At 70.8% G+C, this 15115-nt stretch carries 17 protein-coding genes; 14 read left to right on the forward strand and 3 right to left on the reverse strand.

What is annotated here, in order from left to right:
* Positions 1-3: 3 nt before the first annotated feature.
* From bchB to bchF, 3 genes are read right to left on the reverse strand one after another with little or no spacing between them, the layout of a single operon-like run.
* Positions 4-1590: a ferredoxin:protochlorophyllide reductase (ATP-dependent) subunit B gene (bchB, locus tag ACLF3G_RS16680; protein WP_430670526.1), complete on the reverse strand. Its 1587-nt coding sequence runs from the start codon at positions 1588-1590 to the stop codon at positions 4-6.
* A 5-nt stretch (positions 1591-1595) separates the two neighbouring features.
* Positions 1596-2873: a ferredoxin:protochlorophyllide reductase (ATP-dependent) subunit N gene (locus tag ACLF3G_RS16685; RefSeq protein ID WP_430670527.1), complete on the reverse strand. Its 1278-nt coding sequence runs from the start codon at positions 2871-2873 to the stop codon at positions 1596-1598.
* On the reverse strand, positions 2870-3433 hold the full coding sequence (gene bchF / locus ACLF3G_RS16690) for a 2-vinyl bacteriochlorophyllide hydratase (protein WP_430670528.1): 564 nt from the start codon (positions 3431-3433) through the stop codon (positions 2870-2872). Before bchF ends, ACLF3G_RS16685 begins: the two co-directional genes overlap by 4 nt.
* Positions 3434-3709: 276 nt before the next feature.
* Between bchF and ACLF3G_RS16695 the strand changes: the two genes are divergently transcribed.
* The 14 genes from ACLF3G_RS16695 to ACLF3G_RS16760 all read left to right on the forward strand — a co-directional run bounded on the left by ACLF3G_RS16695 (position 3710) and on the right by ACLF3G_RS16760 (position 15064).
* Entirely contained in the window at positions 3710-4669 is a 960-nt protein-coding gene (locus ACLF3G_RS16695; RefSeq protein ID WP_430670529.1) for a cobalamin B12-binding domain-containing protein, read from the forward strand.
* 80 nt (positions 4670-4749) lie between these two features.
* Positions 4750-6174: a transcriptional regulator PpsR gene (gene ppsR, locus ACLF3G_RS16700; RefSeq protein ID WP_430670530.1), complete on the forward strand. Its 1425-nt coding sequence runs from the start codon at positions 4750-4752 to the stop codon at positions 6172-6174.
* The gene (gene chlG, locus ACLF3G_RS16705) at positions 6174-7073 is read left to right on the forward strand and encodes a chlorophyll synthase ChlG (RefSeq protein ID WP_430670531.1); all 900 of its coding nucleotides are present in this window, start codon (positions 6174-6176) and stop codon (positions 7071-7073) included. Before ppsR ends, chlG begins: the two co-directional genes overlap by 1 nt.
* Positions 7070-8401 carry a BCD family MFS transporter gene (locus tag ACLF3G_RS16710; protein WP_430670532.1) on the forward strand — a complete coding sequence of 444 codons (1332 nt, stop codon included), beginning with the start codon at positions 7070-7072 and terminating at the stop codon, positions 8399-8401. Before chlG ends, ACLF3G_RS16710 begins: the two co-directional genes overlap by 4 nt.
* Positions 8398-9624 (forward strand): geranylgeranyl diphosphate reductase, encoded by a 1227-nt coding sequence (locus ACLF3G_RS16715; RefSeq protein WP_430670533.1) that lies wholly within the window; start codon positions 8398-8400, stop codon positions 9622-9624. The genes ACLF3G_RS16710 and ACLF3G_RS16715 overlap by 4 nt, the downstream gene beginning before the upstream one ends.
* 2 nt (positions 9625-9626) lie before the next feature.
* Positions 9627-10670, forward strand: a complete 1044-nt coding sequence (gene hemC / locus ACLF3G_RS16720; RefSeq protein ID WP_430670534.1) for a hydroxymethylbilane synthase — start codon at positions 9627-9629, stop codon at positions 10668-10670.
* Positions 10671-10751: 81 nt separating this feature from the next.
* The gene (locus ACLF3G_RS16725; RefSeq protein WP_430670535.1) at positions 10752-11348 is read left to right on the forward strand and encodes a nitroreductase family protein; all 597 of its coding nucleotides are present in this window, start codon (positions 10752-10754) and stop codon (positions 11346-11348) included.
* Positions 11345-11680: a bleomycin resistance protein gene (locus tag ACLF3G_RS16730; RefSeq protein WP_430670536.1), complete on the forward strand. Its 336-nt coding sequence runs from the start codon at positions 11345-11347 to the stop codon at positions 11678-11680. The genes ACLF3G_RS16725 and ACLF3G_RS16730 overlap by 4 nt, the downstream gene beginning before the upstream one ends.
* Positions 11681-11717: 37 nt before the next feature.
* Positions 11718-12542: a HesA/MoeB/ThiF family protein gene (locus tag ACLF3G_RS16735; RefSeq protein ID WP_430670537.1), complete on the forward strand. Its 825-nt coding sequence runs from the start codon at positions 11718-11720 to the stop codon at positions 12540-12542.
* Positions 12539-12913 (forward strand): DsrE family protein, encoded by a 375-nt coding sequence (locus ACLF3G_RS16740; protein ID WP_430670538.1) that lies wholly within the window; start codon positions 12539-12541, stop codon positions 12911-12913. The genes ACLF3G_RS16735 and ACLF3G_RS16740 overlap by 4 nt, the downstream gene beginning before the upstream one ends.
* A 41-nt stretch (positions 12914-12954) precedes the next feature.
* The gene (locus ACLF3G_RS16745; RefSeq protein WP_430670539.1) at positions 12955-13890 is read left to right on the forward strand and encodes an SH3 domain-containing protein; all 936 of its coding nucleotides are present in this window, start codon (positions 12955-12957) and stop codon (positions 13888-13890) included.
* Between the two features lie 9 nt (positions 13891-13899).
* A complete protein-coding gene (locus ACLF3G_RS16750; RefSeq protein WP_430670540.1) occupies positions 13900-14199 on the forward strand; it encodes a nitrile hydratase in 300 nt (99 codons plus the stop codon).
* Entirely contained in the window at positions 14196-14480 is a 285-nt protein-coding gene (locus ACLF3G_RS16755) for an SH3-like domain-containing protein (protein ID WP_430670541.1), read from the forward strand. Before ACLF3G_RS16750 ends, ACLF3G_RS16755 begins: the two co-directional genes overlap by 4 nt.
* Entirely contained in the window at positions 14480-15064 is a 585-nt protein-coding gene (locus ACLF3G_RS16760) for a nitrile hydratase subunit alpha (protein ID WP_430670542.1), read from the forward strand. Before ACLF3G_RS16755 ends, ACLF3G_RS16760 begins: the two co-directional genes overlap by 1 nt.
* Positions 15065-15115: the final 51 nt, after the last annotated feature.

Below are 15115 nucleotides of genomic sequence, written 5' to 3' on the forward strand. Positions count from 1 at the left end.
GCCTCACCGCGAGAAATGCGCCTTCGCGTCGTACAAGGTCTCGACCGTGATGGTGCCGATCCCCCGTTCCTGCGCGAAGCGTTCCGTGTTGCGCCGGGCCTTGCCGCGGACGAAGAAGGGAATTTTCTTCAGCTCCTTCTCGGCATCCAGGCCCCACGTCGAAATGAGGGCGCCCGCGGCGGAGTGGGGAGTCTCCGCCGCGGGCACGGGCATGGGCTGCGCGGCGGGCGCTGCCTCTCTGCCCGACTGTGACGGCGCGGCGTGTCCCAGGTGGGACGCCTGCGCGCCGTCGTGAAACTCGAAATCCTCGCGGAACATCCCAAGCAGATGTTCCTCCAGGCCCATCATCAGCGGATGGACCCAGGTGTCGAAGATCACGTTGGCGCCTTCGAGCCCCATCTGCGGGGAGAAGCGCGCCGGAAAATCCTGCACATGCACAGGCGCCGAGATCACCGCGCAGGGCACGCCAAGCCGCTTCGCCACATGGCGTTCCATCTGCGTGCCAAGCACGAGTTCCGGCTGCAAAGCCGCGATCTGCGCCTCGACCTCCAGGTAGTCGTCGGTGATCAGCGGCTCCACGCCATACAGCGCCGCGGCGGCCCGCACCTCGCGGCCGAATTCCCGCGAATAGCTGCCGAGGCCGACGACGGTGAAGCCGAGCTCCTGGTGCGCCACGCGCGCCGCGGCGATGGCGTGGGTCGCATCGCCGAAGATGAAGACACGCTTGCCGGTGAGGTAGGTGCTGTCGACGGAGCGCGAGTACCACGGCAGGCGCAGCGCGCCTTCCGAAGTCGTCGCCGGCACACCGGCGAGTTGCGCCACTTCGCGGACGAAATCCCGCGTCGCGCCGACGCCGATCGGCACCACGGTGGTGCTCGGCTGCCCGAAGCTGCGCTTCAGCCAGGCGGCGGCGAGGCCGGCGGTCTCGGGATACAGCACCACGTTGAAATCGGCGTCGCCCAGCGTCGCGAGATCCGCCGGCGTCGCGCCCATCGGCGCGATGACGTTGACCTCGATGCCGAGCGCGGACAGCAGCCGCTCCACCTCCGGCACGTCGTCGCGATGGCGGAAGCCGAGCGCGGTCGGGCCGAGGATGTTGCAGCGCGGCACCGCGCCCTTGGCGCGCACCGTGCCGGGCTTCGGCACATGCGGCCCGGCGCAGGCCCTGACGAGCTGGTAGAAGGTTTCCGCCGCGCCCCAGTTTTCCTTGCGCTGATAGGCCGGCAGTTCCAGCGGCACGACCGGGATCGGCAGGCCGAGGGTCTTGGCGAGCCCGCCCGGATCATCCTGGATCAGCTCCGCCGTGCAGCTCGCGCCGACAAGCATCGCCTGCGGCCGAAAACGCTCATAGGCATCGAGCACCGATTCGCGGAACAGGTTGGCGGTGTCGCCGCCCAGGTCGCGGGCCTGGAAGGTGGTGTAGGTGACGGGCGGGCGCTTGCTGCGGCGCTCGATCATGGTGAACAGCAGGTCGGCGTAGGTATCGCCCTGCGGCGCGTGCAGCACGTAGTGCACACCATCCATCGCGGTGGCGACGCGCATGGCGCCGATATGGGGGGGGCCTTCATAGGTCCAGAGCGCGAGCTGCATGGCGGCTACACCGTCAGCTTCGCGTGGCGCAGCAGCGGGCGCGCGAACAGCTCGGCGAGATCCGCCGCCTGGTCGTAGCCCTGGATCGGCGTGAAGACGAGTTCGATCGCCCACTTCGTCGTCAGCCCCTCCGCCTCCAGCGGGTTGGCAAGGCCAAGGCCGCAGACCGTCAGGTCCGGCCGCAGCGCGCGGCAGCGATCGAGCTGCCGGTCCACATGCTGGCCCTCGGACAGCATCGTGCCGGCCGGCAGAAGCGCCAGTTCCTCCGCCAGGTGTTGGCGGTGCAGGTAGGGCGTGCCGACCTCGGTCAACTCCATGCCGAGTTCGCGCGACAGGAAGCGCGCCAGCGGAATTTCGAGCTGGCTGTCCGGGAAGAAGAAGATGCGCTTGCCGGCCAGCCTTTCGCGGATGCGCGACAGCGCCGCGGTGGCGCGGCTGGCGGCGCTGGCAGTGGCCTCCGCGATGCGCGCCGGCGGCGTGCCCCAGACCTCGGCGGCGGCGGTCAGCCAGGCCGTGGTGCCCTCCACGCCCAGCGGGAAGGGGGCGGCGATGCGGGTGGCGCCACGGGCTTCCAGCGCGCGGGCGGTGTCGCCCAGGAAGGGCTGCGCCAGCAGGAAGCGCGTGCCGGGGCCGACCGCCGGCAATTCGGAGGCACGACGAGACGGCAGGAAGCGCACCGGCCCAACGCCGAGGGCGGCGAAGATGCGAAGAAACTGGTCCTCCACCACCTCGGCCAGCGCGCCGACCACCAGCAGGGACCGGGCAGTGCCCGCCTCCGCCGGCATTTCCGGCACCAGGGAGGCGAGGCAGGCGTCCTCGCCCTGGGTGAAGGTCGTCTCGATGCCGCTGCCGCTGTAGTTCAGCACGCGGACCTGCGGCATGAAGCGGCCGGACAGGCGCTGCGCGGCGCGGGACAGGTCCAGCTTGATGACCTCGGACGGGCAGGAGCCCACCAGGAACAGCAGCTTGATGTCCGGGCGCCGTTCCAGCAGCCGCGTCACCACGCGGTCGAGTTCGGCATTGCAGTCAGCGAGGCCCGCCAGGTCGCGTTCATCGATGATGGCGGTGGCGAAGCGCGGCTCGGCGAAGATCATCACGCCGGCCGCGGATTGCAGCAGGTGGGCGCAGGTGCGGCTGCCGACGACCAGGAAGAAGGCGTCCTGGATCTTGCGGTGCAGCCAGACGATTCCGGTCAGGCCGCAGAACACCTCGCGCTGGCCGCGCTCCCGCAGCACGGGCGCGTCGCCGCAGCCGGTCACGGGAAGGGCGGCCGCGGCGCTCATGCCGCCAGCCCAGTGTGGCTGCGCGCTTCGTCGATCCGAGCGGCGCGCAGCTTGAGCAGGAACTGCGCGGCGTTGACGACGTAGGCGGCATAGGCGGCGAGCGCCAGCAGCATCTGTCCCTGGCCGTCGCCGAAGCCGGTCAGCACGGCGGCGAGGTAGGCGGTGTGCAGCGCCAGCACCAGCATGCTGAACACGTCTTCCCAGAAGAAGGCGGGGGCGAAGAGGTAGCGCCCGAACACCACCTTTTCCCAGACGCAGCCGGTAACCATGATCGTGTAGAGCAGGCCCGTCTTCACCACGACGGAGGCGGTGGCCACCGCGAGCCCCTGCCCGGTCATCAGGAAGTTCAGCACCAGGCCCAGGCTCACCAGGAAGACGGCGAACTGGATCGGCGCCAGCACGCCCTGCACCAGCGTCCAGGGCGTCGTATCCCGGCGGAGGCGCTCCTCGGGGGTATACAGAGGCCGCCGGCTGGCGGCCGCCTCGCGCCTGGCACGGCCGGTTGTGGCACCCCAAGGGGAGGCATCCAGGGCGTCAAGCAACCCGGACAGACCGTTCATTGTCAGCATGGCTTGACAATCCTCCTGCAAAGGCTGTCCGCTGCCCGATCAAGGCTGCCGTGGCACCTGGCCGACAGCCTGCGATGGGGGATACCGGGGAGAAAACCGCGCTCGATGGCCGATTTGGCCGCGTCCCTGCGCATCACTTTCTCTCCCCACACCGTGCTTGTCAGGGAGGCTAGAGGCCGGAGCTTCGCAGTGTCAAGCGCGATTGACGTAAATCACGATTGACAGCCCGGGGCGTCAGGCATCAAGTAGAAGAACCGGAGAGGGGCGATGTCCGCGAAGCCAATGATGGCACTCAACCAGATGTCCGAGACGGGCCGTACGCCGGAGGCGGGTTCCTCCCCGCATGCCGGGCTGGGGCTCGACCAGGCAGCTGGCCTCGAACGGGCCGTGTCGCGCGGGCCGCACGGAATCGCTCCAGGCAGGCCGCGCCCTGCCAGTGCGGAACGGCGCCGCGTGGCGCTGCTGGCCCGCACGCTGGAGACGGAGGTCATTCCCCGCCTCATCCTGTCGCGGCGCGAGGCGAATGCGCCGGCCTATATCGACAGCCCCGGCGGCAACCTGCCGCAGCCGGAGGATGTCTCCGTGGTCTCGGGCCTCGCCATGCAGGGCGACCTGGCCGGGGCGCTCGCCTATGTCGGCGGGCTGACGGCGCGCGGCATGCCGCTCGACTGCATCTACCTGCATCTCCTGGCGCCGGTGGCGCGGCATCTCGGCGACCTGTGGGAACAGGATCGCTGCGATTTCACCGCGGTGACCATCGGCCTGTGCTGCCTGCAGCAGGTGGTGCTGGAGAACAGCCCCTCCTTCCGCCCGCGACTCGGCCGCGCCGATGTGGACCGCCGCGTGCTGCTGGCCCCGGTGCCGGGCGAACAGCACAGCTTCGGCCTGCTGATGGTGGGCGAATTCTTCCGCCGCCAGGGCTGGGAGGTTTCCAGCGGCTCCGGGACGACGGTGAAGGAACTTGCGGCCGTGGTGCGGCGGCAGTGGTTCGCCGCGGTCGGCTTCTCGCTGGCCTGCGAGGATCGGCTGGAGGTTCTGGCGGGCGCCATCCGGGAAATTCGGCGGGCGTCGCGCAATCCGCAGATCGGGGTGCTCGTCGGCGGACGGGTGTTCAACGAGCGGCCGGAGCTGGCGGCTCTGGTCGGTGCGGATGCGACGGCGGCAGATGGTCAACAGGCGGCGCTGAAGGCGGAAACGCTGCTGGCCCTGCTGATGCGAGAGGCCTGAGGTCGTTCGAATGGCTACGACGTGACGTGCAGGAGGACAGGCTGGGGAGGGGACCCTTGGGATGAAGGACGCAATGCTTCGTGAAACCGTTCGCCACTCCCAGGACGTCGCTCGGCCCGCTCGATGCGGATGCCATGGCAGGCCTGCTCGCCGCCGCAGCGGATATCGCGCTCGTGCTTGACGAGGCCGGCATCATCCGCGACCTGGCCTTCAGCAACGAGGAGCTGTTCCGCGAATTCGACGGCCAGGACAGTTGGCTCGGCCGGGCCTGGAGCGATACGGTAGCGAAGGACAGCCGCCCGAAGGTCGAGGCGATGCTGGCCACGCGGCCGGCCCCCGATTCGGTGCGCTGGCGCCATGTGAACCAGCTTTCGGCGCGCGGCGCCTCCATCCCCCTGCTGTGCTCGGTGGCCCCGGTGGGGGATGCCGGCCGGCACGTGGTGTTCGGGCGCGACCTGCGGCCGCTGTCGCAATTGCAGCAGCGCATGGTCGAGGTGCAGCAATCGATGGAGCGGGACTACTCCCGCCTGCGCCAGGCGGAGACGCGCTATCGCCTGCTGTTCCAGATGTCGATGGACCCGGTGCTGATCCTGGAGGCGGAACAGCAGCGCGTGGTCGAGGCCAATCCCGCCGCGCAGCGCCTGTTCGGCCGCAACGCGAAGCGCATGCCCGGCCGCAGCCTGAACGAGGTGTTCGAGCCGGAGGACCGCGCCGCGGTACAGGCGCTGCTGGCCAATGTCCGTAGCGCCGGGCGCGCGGATGATGTCTCCGCGCGGCTGGCCGATGGCGGCGAGACCGTCGTCGTCTCCGCCTCCACCTTCCGGCAGGAAGGCGGGCTGCTGTTCCTGGTGCGCCTGACCGTGCCGAATCAGGGTGGCGACGCGATCCTGCTGCCGGAGGCGCAGACCAAGCTGCTGAAGGTGGTGGAGGCGGCGCCGGATGGCTTCGTGGTCACCGATGCCACCGCCCATGTGCTGACGGCCAACGCAGCGTTCCTCGACATGGCGCAGCTCAGCTCCGAACAGCAGGCGCGCGGCGAATCGCTGGACCGCTGGATCGGGCGGCAGGGTGTCGAACTCGACGTGCTGATGTCCAACCTGCGGACGCGCGGCGCAGTCCGGCTGTACACCACCGTGCTGCGGGGCGAGCTGGGCGCGCAGGCGGAGGTCGAAATCTCCGCGGTGTCGGTGATGAATGGCGGCGCCTCCTGCTTCGGCTTCCAGATCCGCGACATCGGCCCACGCACCCGCCCGCCCACCCGGGCCGTGGAAGGTGCGACGCGCAGCGTGGAGCAGTTGACGGAACTGATTGGCCGCGTGCCGCTGAAGGACCTCGTGCGCGAGGCGACGGATGCGATCGAGCGCCTGTGCATCGAGGCGGCGCTGGAACTCACCGGCGACAACCGCGCCTCGGCGGCGGAAATGCTCGGGCTGTCGCGGCAGAGCCTTTATGTGAAGCTGCGGCGCTACGGCCTTGGCGACCTCGACGAACAGCAGGCGCCGTGATGGACGGTCCCGCCATCTTCACCGTCCGAGCCGCGCCGCGCCTGCAACCGGCGGCGGTGCTGGAGTTGCTGAAGCCGGTCACCTGGTTCCCGCCGATGTGGGCCTTCGCCTGTGGCGTCGCGGCTTCCGGCGTCAATGTGCTGGACAATGCGCCGCTGATCGCGCTCGGCATCCTGCTGACCGGGCCGATGGTCTGCGGCATGAGCCAGGCAGTGAACGACTGGTACGACCGGCATGTGGATGCGATCAACGAGCCGAACCGGCCGATCCCGTCGGGCCGCATCCCCGGGCGCTGGGGTTTGTACGTTGCCATCGCCTGGACGCTGGTCTCGCTGGCGATCGGCGCCGGGCTGGGTGCCTGGGGCTTCGCCGCGACGGTGTTGGCGGTGGTGATGGCCTGGATCTACTCCGCGCCGCCGCTGCGACTGAAGCAGAATGGCTGGTGGGGCAACCTGGCCTGCGGCCTGTCCTACGAGACGCTGCCCTGGATCACTGCGGTCGCGGTGCTGTCCGCCGGCGCGCCGGATGGGCGCGTGGTGCTGGTGGCCGTGCTGTACGGGCTCGGCGCGCATGGCATCATGACGCTGAACGACTTCAAGTCGATCGAGGGTGATACGCGTTTCGGGCTGCGGTCCCTGCCCGTCATCCTAGGTGCGCCGCGTGCCGCGCGCGTCGCCTGCGTGTTCATGGCGGTGCCGCAGGCGGTGGTGGTGGCGTTGCTGGCGGCCTGGGGCGCGCCGGTGGCGGCGCTGTTGGTGGCGGCGGTGCTGCTGGCGCAACTGGCCCTGATGCGGAAACTACTGCGGGATCCACGCGGCTTGGCGCCCTGGTACAACGGCACCGGAATCACGCTGTATGTCGCCGGCATGATGGCATCCGCCGTGGCGCTGGCACCATGAACACGTCGCTTCCCCCCTTGGGCTGGCTTGGCATCGTCCGGCTTGGGCTGGTGCAGACCGCGCTCGGCGCGGTGGTGGTGCTGACCACGGCGGCGCTGAACCGGGTGATGGTGGTGGAACACGCGCTGCCAGCGACCCTTCCGGGCGTGCTGGTGGCCCTGCATTATGCGGTGCAGATGCTGCGGCCGCGGCTCGGCCATGGGTCGGACCAGGGCGGGCGGCGCACGCCCTGGATCATCGGCGGCATGGCGGTGCTTGGCCTGGGTGGCGTGCTGGCGGCGGTGGCGACGGCCTGGATGGCGTCCTCGCTGGCCGCCGGAATTGCGCTCGCGGTCGTGGCCTTCCTGCTGGTCGGCATCGGCGTCGGCGCGGCGGGCACGTCCCTGCTGGTTCTGCTGGCGGCGCGGGTCGCGCCGGCACGGCGGCCGGCGGCGGCTTCGCTGGTCTGGATCATGATGATCGCCGGCTTCGTGCTGACCACGGCGATCTCTGGGCGACTGCTGGACCCCTATTCCGGACCGCGGCTGGTCGCGGTGTCTGCCGGCGTATCCGTGCTGGCCTTCCTGCTGGCGCTGGTCGCGGTGGTGGGGATCGAGGGTGCGCCGCAAAGGGCCGCACCGGCCGAGCGGACGCCTTTCCTGCCGGCGCTGCGCGAAGTGTGGGCGGAACCCGTCGCGCGGCACTTCACGATCTTCGTCTTCGTCTCGATGCTGGCCTACAGCGCACAGGACCTGATCCTGGAGCCCTTCGCCGGCACCGTCTTCGGCATGACGCTGGGCGAGACCACCCGACTGTCCTCCGTGCAGCATGGCGGCGTGCTGGCGGGCATGATCCTGATTGCCATCGTCGGCACGCTGACCGGCGGCCGCGTCGCGGTGCTGCGCGGCTGGATCATCGGTGGCTGCCTGTCGGCGGCGGCGCTGCTCGCGGCGCTGGCCGGGGCCAGCATCGCCGGCACCGGCTTTCCGCTGGCTGAAAGCTTCTTCGTGCTGGGCCTCGCCAACGGCGCCTTCGCCGCGGCGGCCATCGCCTCGATGATGCAGTTGGTCAGCCAGGGGCGCGAGGGCCGGCAGGGCGTGCGGATGGGAATGTTCGGCGCGGCGCAGGCGATTGCCTTCGGCGCGGGTGGATTGGCCGGCACGGTGGTGCTGGATCTCGGGCGGCTGCTCAGCGGCAGCGCCCAGGGTGGCTATGTCACGGTATTTCTGGCCGATGCGGGGTTGTTCCTCGCCGCGGCGGTGCTGGCGCTGCGCATCGGGCGCGCACCGGCGGATGAACGACGCGGCACCGGTAACGTCCGGCTGCTGATGGGGAGGCAGGAAGCATGAGCTTCGACGAATTCGACGTCGTGGTGGTGGGCGGCGGTCCGGCCGGCGCCACCGCGGCGCACGACCTGGCGCGGCAGGGCCGCAGCGTGATGCTTCTGGACAAGGCCGGGCGCATCAAGCCCTGCGGCGGCGCCATCCCGCCCCGCCTGATCCGCGACTTCGACATCCCGAACCACATGATCGTGGCGCGCGTCAACGCGGCACGGATGATCGCGCCCTCCGACGCCGAGGTCGATATGCCGATCGATGGCGGCTATGTCGGCATGGTCGACCGCGACGGCTTCGACGAATTCCTGCGGGTTCGCGCCGCGACGGCTGGTGCCGAGCGCCGGATCGGCAGTTTCGAGCGGATCGAGCATGACGCGGATGGCGTTGCCGTGGTTGCCTACACGCCGAAGGGCGCCACGGAGGAAATCCGGGTGCGCGCCCGCTGCATCATCGGCGCCGACGGCGCACGCAGCCAAGTGGCCAAACAGTCCGTGAAAGGCGCGGACAAGATCCCCTGCGTCTTCGCCTACCACGAGATCGTCGAGGCGCCGACGACGGAAGCTCCGAACTACGATGCCACACGCTGCGACGTGTTCTACCAGGGCAAGCTCTCGCCGGATTTCTATGCGTGGATCTTCCCGCATGGCGACAAGGTCTCCATCGGCACCGGCTCGGCCCATAAGGGCTTCTCGCTGCGGGGCTCCGTCAGTGAATTGCGCGCCAGCACCGGCCTCGACAAGGTCAGGACGATCCGCCGCGAAGGCGCGCCGATCCCGTTGAAGCCGCTGAAGCGCTGGGACAATGGCCGTGACGTGGTGCTGGCCGGCGATGCCGCCGGCGTGGTCGCGCCGTCGTCCGGCGAGGGCATCTACTACGCCATGCTGTGCGGCCGCCTCGCCGCCGATGCCGCCGCCGAGTTCTGCGCGACGGGTCGCGCCAGCGCGCTGGCCACCGCCCGCAAGCGCTTCATGAAGGCGCATGGCCGCGTCTTCCTGATCCTCGGAATCATGCAGTATTTCTGGTACTCCTCCGACAAGCGCCGCGAGAAGTTCGTCGCGATCTGCCGGGACAAGGACGTGCAGCGCCTGACCTGGGAGGCGTACATGAACAAGGAACTCGTGAAGCGCGACCCGATGGCGCACGTGAAGATATTCTTCAAGGATCTCGCGCATCTTGTCGGCCTCGCCGGCCCGCGCGTGGCCCCTGCTTCCTCGACCTCGCGTGGAGACGCCTGAGCATGTTGCTGTCGAACCAGGACTCCACCGCGGCCGAGGCGATGCGCCAGCGCGGTGCCATCCATGGCCATTCCCCACAACACCGCCAATCCACCCGCGCCCTGCCGCTGAAGGTCGGCACGCGCGGGTCGCCGCTGGCGCTGTGGCAGACGCGGCACTTCCTCGAGCTTATCACCCGCGTCTGCCCGTTGTTGCGGCAGGTGAAGGCCTTCGAGGAATGCGTCATCGCCACCTCGGGCGACAAGATCCAGGACAAGCGCCTGGCCGACATCGGCGGCAAGGGGCTGTTCGCGAAGGAGATCCATGAGGCGCTGCTGGATGGCCGCGTGGATTTCGCCGTGCACAGCATGAAGGACCTGGAGACCGAGCTGCCGCCCGGCATCGTGCTGGCCTGCGCCCTGAAGCGGGAGGACAGCCGGGACGCCATCGTACTCGGCCCGACCTGCGAGGGCGCCGTCTCGGAAGACCCCTATGCCTGCCTGCCGAAGGGTGCCCTGGTCGGTACCGCCTCCATCCGCCGGCAGAGCCAGTTGCTGCATGCGCGGCCGGACCTGCAGGTGGAGATCATCCGCGGCAACGTGCAGATGCGCCTCGCCAAGGTGCGCGCCTCCGGCGGCCCGGAAGCCTCGCTGCTCGCCATCGCCGGGCTGCGGCGGATGGAGATGGCGCATGAGGCCGCGGTGGTGATCGACCCGGAGGTCATGGTGCCGGCCGCCTGCCAGGGCATCGTCGGCGTCACCGTGCGCGCGGACGACCACGAGCTGCGCGAACTTCTTTCCGCCATTGAGGATCGCGACGCCGCCTGCGTCAGCGCCGCCGAACGCGCCCTGCTGGGTTCACTGGATGGCTCCTGCCGCACGCCGATCGGCGGGCATGCGCAGTTCCTGGCGGATGGCTCGCTGCAACTGACGGGCCTGGTGGCCCGTGCCGATGGGTCGTTCCTGCTGAAGCGCAAGCTTTGGGGCTCGCGGGCCGATGCGGCGGCGATGGGCCGCGAATTGGGCGACAGCCTGCGCAAGGACAGCCCGGCCGACATCTTCGGCTGAATCGGGTGGGCGGGGGCCGAGCGCTCCCGCCGCCCGGCTCGTCGCCCTTGCGCTTGCGAATGATTCGCATATTTACAACCCATGCCTGAAGCCCCCCTCCCGCTGGCCCCCGCGCTCACCACCCTGCTCGGCCGCGCCTCCGTCCCGCCACGCCTTCTGCACGCGCCAGGGCCTGGCCCGCAGGCGTTGTCGCTTGCCGTCGCGGCGGCGCTGCGGGCGCCGGACCATGGCGGGCTGAAGCCCTGGCGCTTCGTCTGCATCGAGGGGGAGGCCCGCGCGCGCCTCGGCGAACTGCTGGCCGAACGCCTGCTGGCGCGGGCGCCGGAGACGCCGGAGGCGCGGCTGGACCTCGAACGCACAAAGCCCCTGCGCGCGCCCCTGCTGGTCGCCGCCGGCGCGGCGCTGCGGCATGACCATCCCAAGATCCCTGCCTGGGAACAGGAAGCCACCGCCGCCGCCGGGATCATGAACTTTCTCAACGCCCTGGATGCGCAGGGCTTTGGCGGTTGCTGGCTGTCCTCCGCGGCGCTGCGGGATCCGATGGTGAAGCAGGCGCTGGGCTTCGCGCCCGATGATGCGTTGCTTGGCTGGATCTATGTCGGCACGCCCAATGCCGACCGCCCGCGCCCGACCCGCCCCTCACCCGACGCCTACTTCCGTCACTGGTCGCCGGCGTGACCGTCGCCATCCCCATCCTCGCCTCGCTCGACCTGCGGGAGACGGAGGCCTTCTATGGCGGTCTGGGCTTCGCCGGCCGGCTCTACGGCGACTACGCGGTGCTGCGGCGGGATGCGATGGAGCTGCATTTCTGGCTGGCCACGGACCGCATCCACCCCGAGCACACCGCCTGCTACATCCGCGGCCCAGCCGTCCCCGCGCTGCATGCGGAGTTCACCGCGAAAGGCATCCCCGGCCTGTCGCCCTTCAAGGATAAACCCTGGGGCCTGCGCGAATTCCACCTGATCGACCCGCACGGCAACCTGCTGCGCTTCGGCTGCGAGCCTGGGTAGCTTGCAGGCGCACCGGTGGCGCGCCCATATCGCCACCATGGACCTGGACTTCACCGAAGCGGAACTCCGCCGCTACTCCCGCCACATCCTGCTGGAGGAGGTGGGCGCCATCGGGCAGGCGAAGCTGCGCGCCGCCCGGGTGCTGCTGGTAGGCGCCGGCGGATTGGGCTCGCCGCTGGCGCTGTATTTGGCGGCGGCCGGGGTGGGCACGCTTGGCATCATTGATGACGACCGGCTGGAGTTGTCCAACCTGCAACGCCAGGTCGCCCACGTCACCGCCCGCATCGGCCGCAACAAGGCGGACAGCGCCGCCGAGACCATCGCCGCGCTGAACCCGGACACGCGGGTGGAAATCCATGCCCGTCGCCTGGACGCCGGATGGGCCTGGGACAACATCGGAAAGTACGACCTGGTCTGCGACGGCACGGACAACTTCGCCACGCGCTTCCTGCTCGGCGATGCCTGCCACCTGCTCGGCCGGCCGCTGGTCTCCGCCGCGGTGCTGCGCTTCGAGGGCCAGCTTTCGGTGTTCCGCAGCCATGACGGCGCCCACTTCCCCTGCCACCGCTGCCTGCACCCGGAACCACCGCCGGAGGGGCTGGTGCCCACCTGTTCGGAAGCCGGCGTGCTCGGCGCCGTCACCGGCGTCATGGGCACCTTGCAGGCGACGGAGGCGCTGAAGCTGATCCTCGGAATCGGGCAGGGCCTCGCCGGGCGCCTGCTGCTGTGGGATGCGCTGGACATGCGGTTCCGCACAGTGACCCTGAAGCGCGACCCGGCCTGCCGCCTGTGTGGCCCGGAGGCCGATATCCACGACCTGTCCGCCCACGCGGCCCCGGCCGCGCCGGCCTGCGCGGTGTGAGCGCGCCGCTCGGCATCCTGCTGCTGTCGGGTGAGCACGACCGCGCGCATTACGCGTTGGTTCTGGCCACCGGCGCCGCCGCCATCGGGCGCGATGTCGTGGTCTTCGCCAGCAATGCCGGCTGCCGGCTGTTCCTCGCCGATCCGCCCCTGCTGTCCGATGGGCGGGAGGCGCTGCTGGCCGCGCGCGGCGTCGCCACGCTGGCCACCCTGCTGGACGCCGCGGCCGAGCTCGGCATCCGCCGCATCGCCTGCGAGGCTGGTCTGCGCGCCGAGGGCATCGAGCCCCCGTCGCTGGCGGCGGGCGTCGAGGTGGCCGGAATCGTGACTTTCCTGGCCGCGGTGGGCGAGGGCCAGATCGCGACGCTATAGCGCGCTTGACCCGACACGGGTGGATGGGGGAGGGATCGGGTATGTCGCTCGCCCGTCCCGCCCCGCTTGCCCTGATTCTGCTCGCCCTGGGTGCCGGAGAGGCACGCCCGCAATCCAGCCTGGCGCCGACGCCCGGCAGCTTGCCGCCGCCACGGGCCGCCGCGCCCGCACCGCCGGCTCCGGCTCCCGGCGGCCCACGCCTGGTCCCGGCGGAACAGCCGCGCAACCTGGCCGCGCCGCCGCCCCGGCCCGCGCAGCAACCCCAGCAGGGCCCGGAGCAACCGTTCCGGGCGCCGCAGGTGCAGGCCCCTGCCCGCCCGACGGCCACCCCGGCGCGACCTCCCACCACCCCGGCACGGCCCCGCGCCACCCCGCCCACCGTCGGCGGCACCACGCCGCCCGCCAATCGCCGGCCAGCCGCGGCCGCCGCCGCCGCCGCCACCGGCGCCGCCGCCGCGGCTGCTGCGGCCGCCGCAACCGCGGCCACTCGCCCGTCCGCGCCCGCCCTGCCGGCGACGCCCGCCGCGCCCACCATCGGCCCGGCCACCGGCCTGCCGCTGCCGCGCTTCGCGGCCTTGCGCTCGGACGAGGTGAACATGCGGGTCGGCCCCTCCACCAGCTACCCGATCGAATGGACCTTCCAGCGCCGCGACCTGCCGGTGCAGATCGTCGGCGAGTTCCAACTCTGGCGCCGCATCCGCGATGCCGATGGGGCGGAGGGCTGGGTGCATTCCTCGACGCTGGCCGGCCGTCGCACCGTGCTGGTCCGCCCCCCATCCGCCACCCCGGAAGCGACGTTGCGCCGACGGGCGGAGGATGGCGCCGCCGCCGTCGCCCGCATCCGCCCCGGCGTCATCGCCCGCATCCGCGAATGCGAGGCCGACGCCCCCTGGTGCGAGGTGCAGGTTTCCGGCCATCGTGGCTATCTGCGCCGCGCCGAGATCTGGGGCGTGGGCGCCACCGAGGAAATCAAATAGGCTTCCGCCATGCCCGACGAAGCACCCGCACCCGCGACTCACGATATCGGCGGCGCCCCGCGCTTCCGCTGCACGCCGGTGGACCCGGATGACGAGGCGCCGCCGGATGCCTTCGGCAAGCGCGTCGACGCACTGCGCCAGTTGCTCGCCCAGCGCGGCCTGATGTCGGTGGATGAACTGCGGCGGGGGATCGAAGCACTGCCGGAGACCGAGTACCACGCCCTCGGCTACTACGAACGCTGGCTGCGCTCCATCTCCGGCCTGATGGCGGAGAAAGGCGTGGTGACACCGGAGGATCTGCGTCCATGACCGCCTTCGCCCCGGGCACGCCGATCCGCGTGAAGGCGGATTTCCCCGAGCTCCGCGGCCCCTGCCACATCCGCACGCCGCACTACCTGCGTGGGCGGGAAGGCGTGGTGGAAAAGCCGCTCGGCGCCTACCGCAACCCGGAGGATCTGGCCTTCGCCCGGCCGGCCGCGAGCATCCCGCTGTACCATGTGCGCTTCGACCAGCCGGCGCTGTGGAATGAGGGCGAGGCCGGCGACACCGTGCTGGTGGAGTTGTACGAACACTGGCTGGAGCCCGTGTGATGGCGCACGCCCCCTCCGCCGACAGCATCGCGCTGCTGGAGCGTTTCACCGCCGCGCTCGCTGCGAAAGGCATCGTCTCCGAGGCCGAGATCGCCGCCCAGATCGAGCGCACGGACCGTGCCGACCCGCGCATCGGCGCCGGCATGGTGGCCCGCGCCTGGACCGACCCGGACTACCGCGCCCTGCTGCTGCGCGATGGCGCCCAGGCCGCCGAGGCGATGGGTGCTTCCATGGCCGGCGCGCCGCCGCTCGGCGTGCTGGAGGACCGGGAGGGGCTGCACCACCTGGTCGTCTGCACCCTGTGTTCCTGCTACCCGCGCGCCGTGCTCGGCTACCCGCCGCACTGGTACAAATCCGCCGCCTACCGCGCGCGCGCCATCCGCGACCCGCGCGGCGTGCTGGCGGAATGGGGCACCGCCCTGCCGGAGGGGACGGAGGTTCGGGTGGTGGACAGCACCGCGGACTACCGCTGGATGGTGCTGCCGACCCGGCCCGCCGGCACCGAGGGCTGGGACGCGGAACGCCTCGCCGCGCTGGTGTCGCGGGACGTGCTGGTCGGCACCAAACTTCCCATTGCTGGATAGTTCACGGCTCCGCGACCCCACGTTGCCGTGAGGTCACCGCCTGCGTTGCAG

It is taken from the genome of Falsiroseomonas sp. HC035, from assembly GCF_050563525.1.
Classification (GTDB): domain Bacteria; phylum Pseudomonadota; class Alphaproteobacteria; order Acetobacterales; family Acetobacteraceae; genus Falsiroseomonas.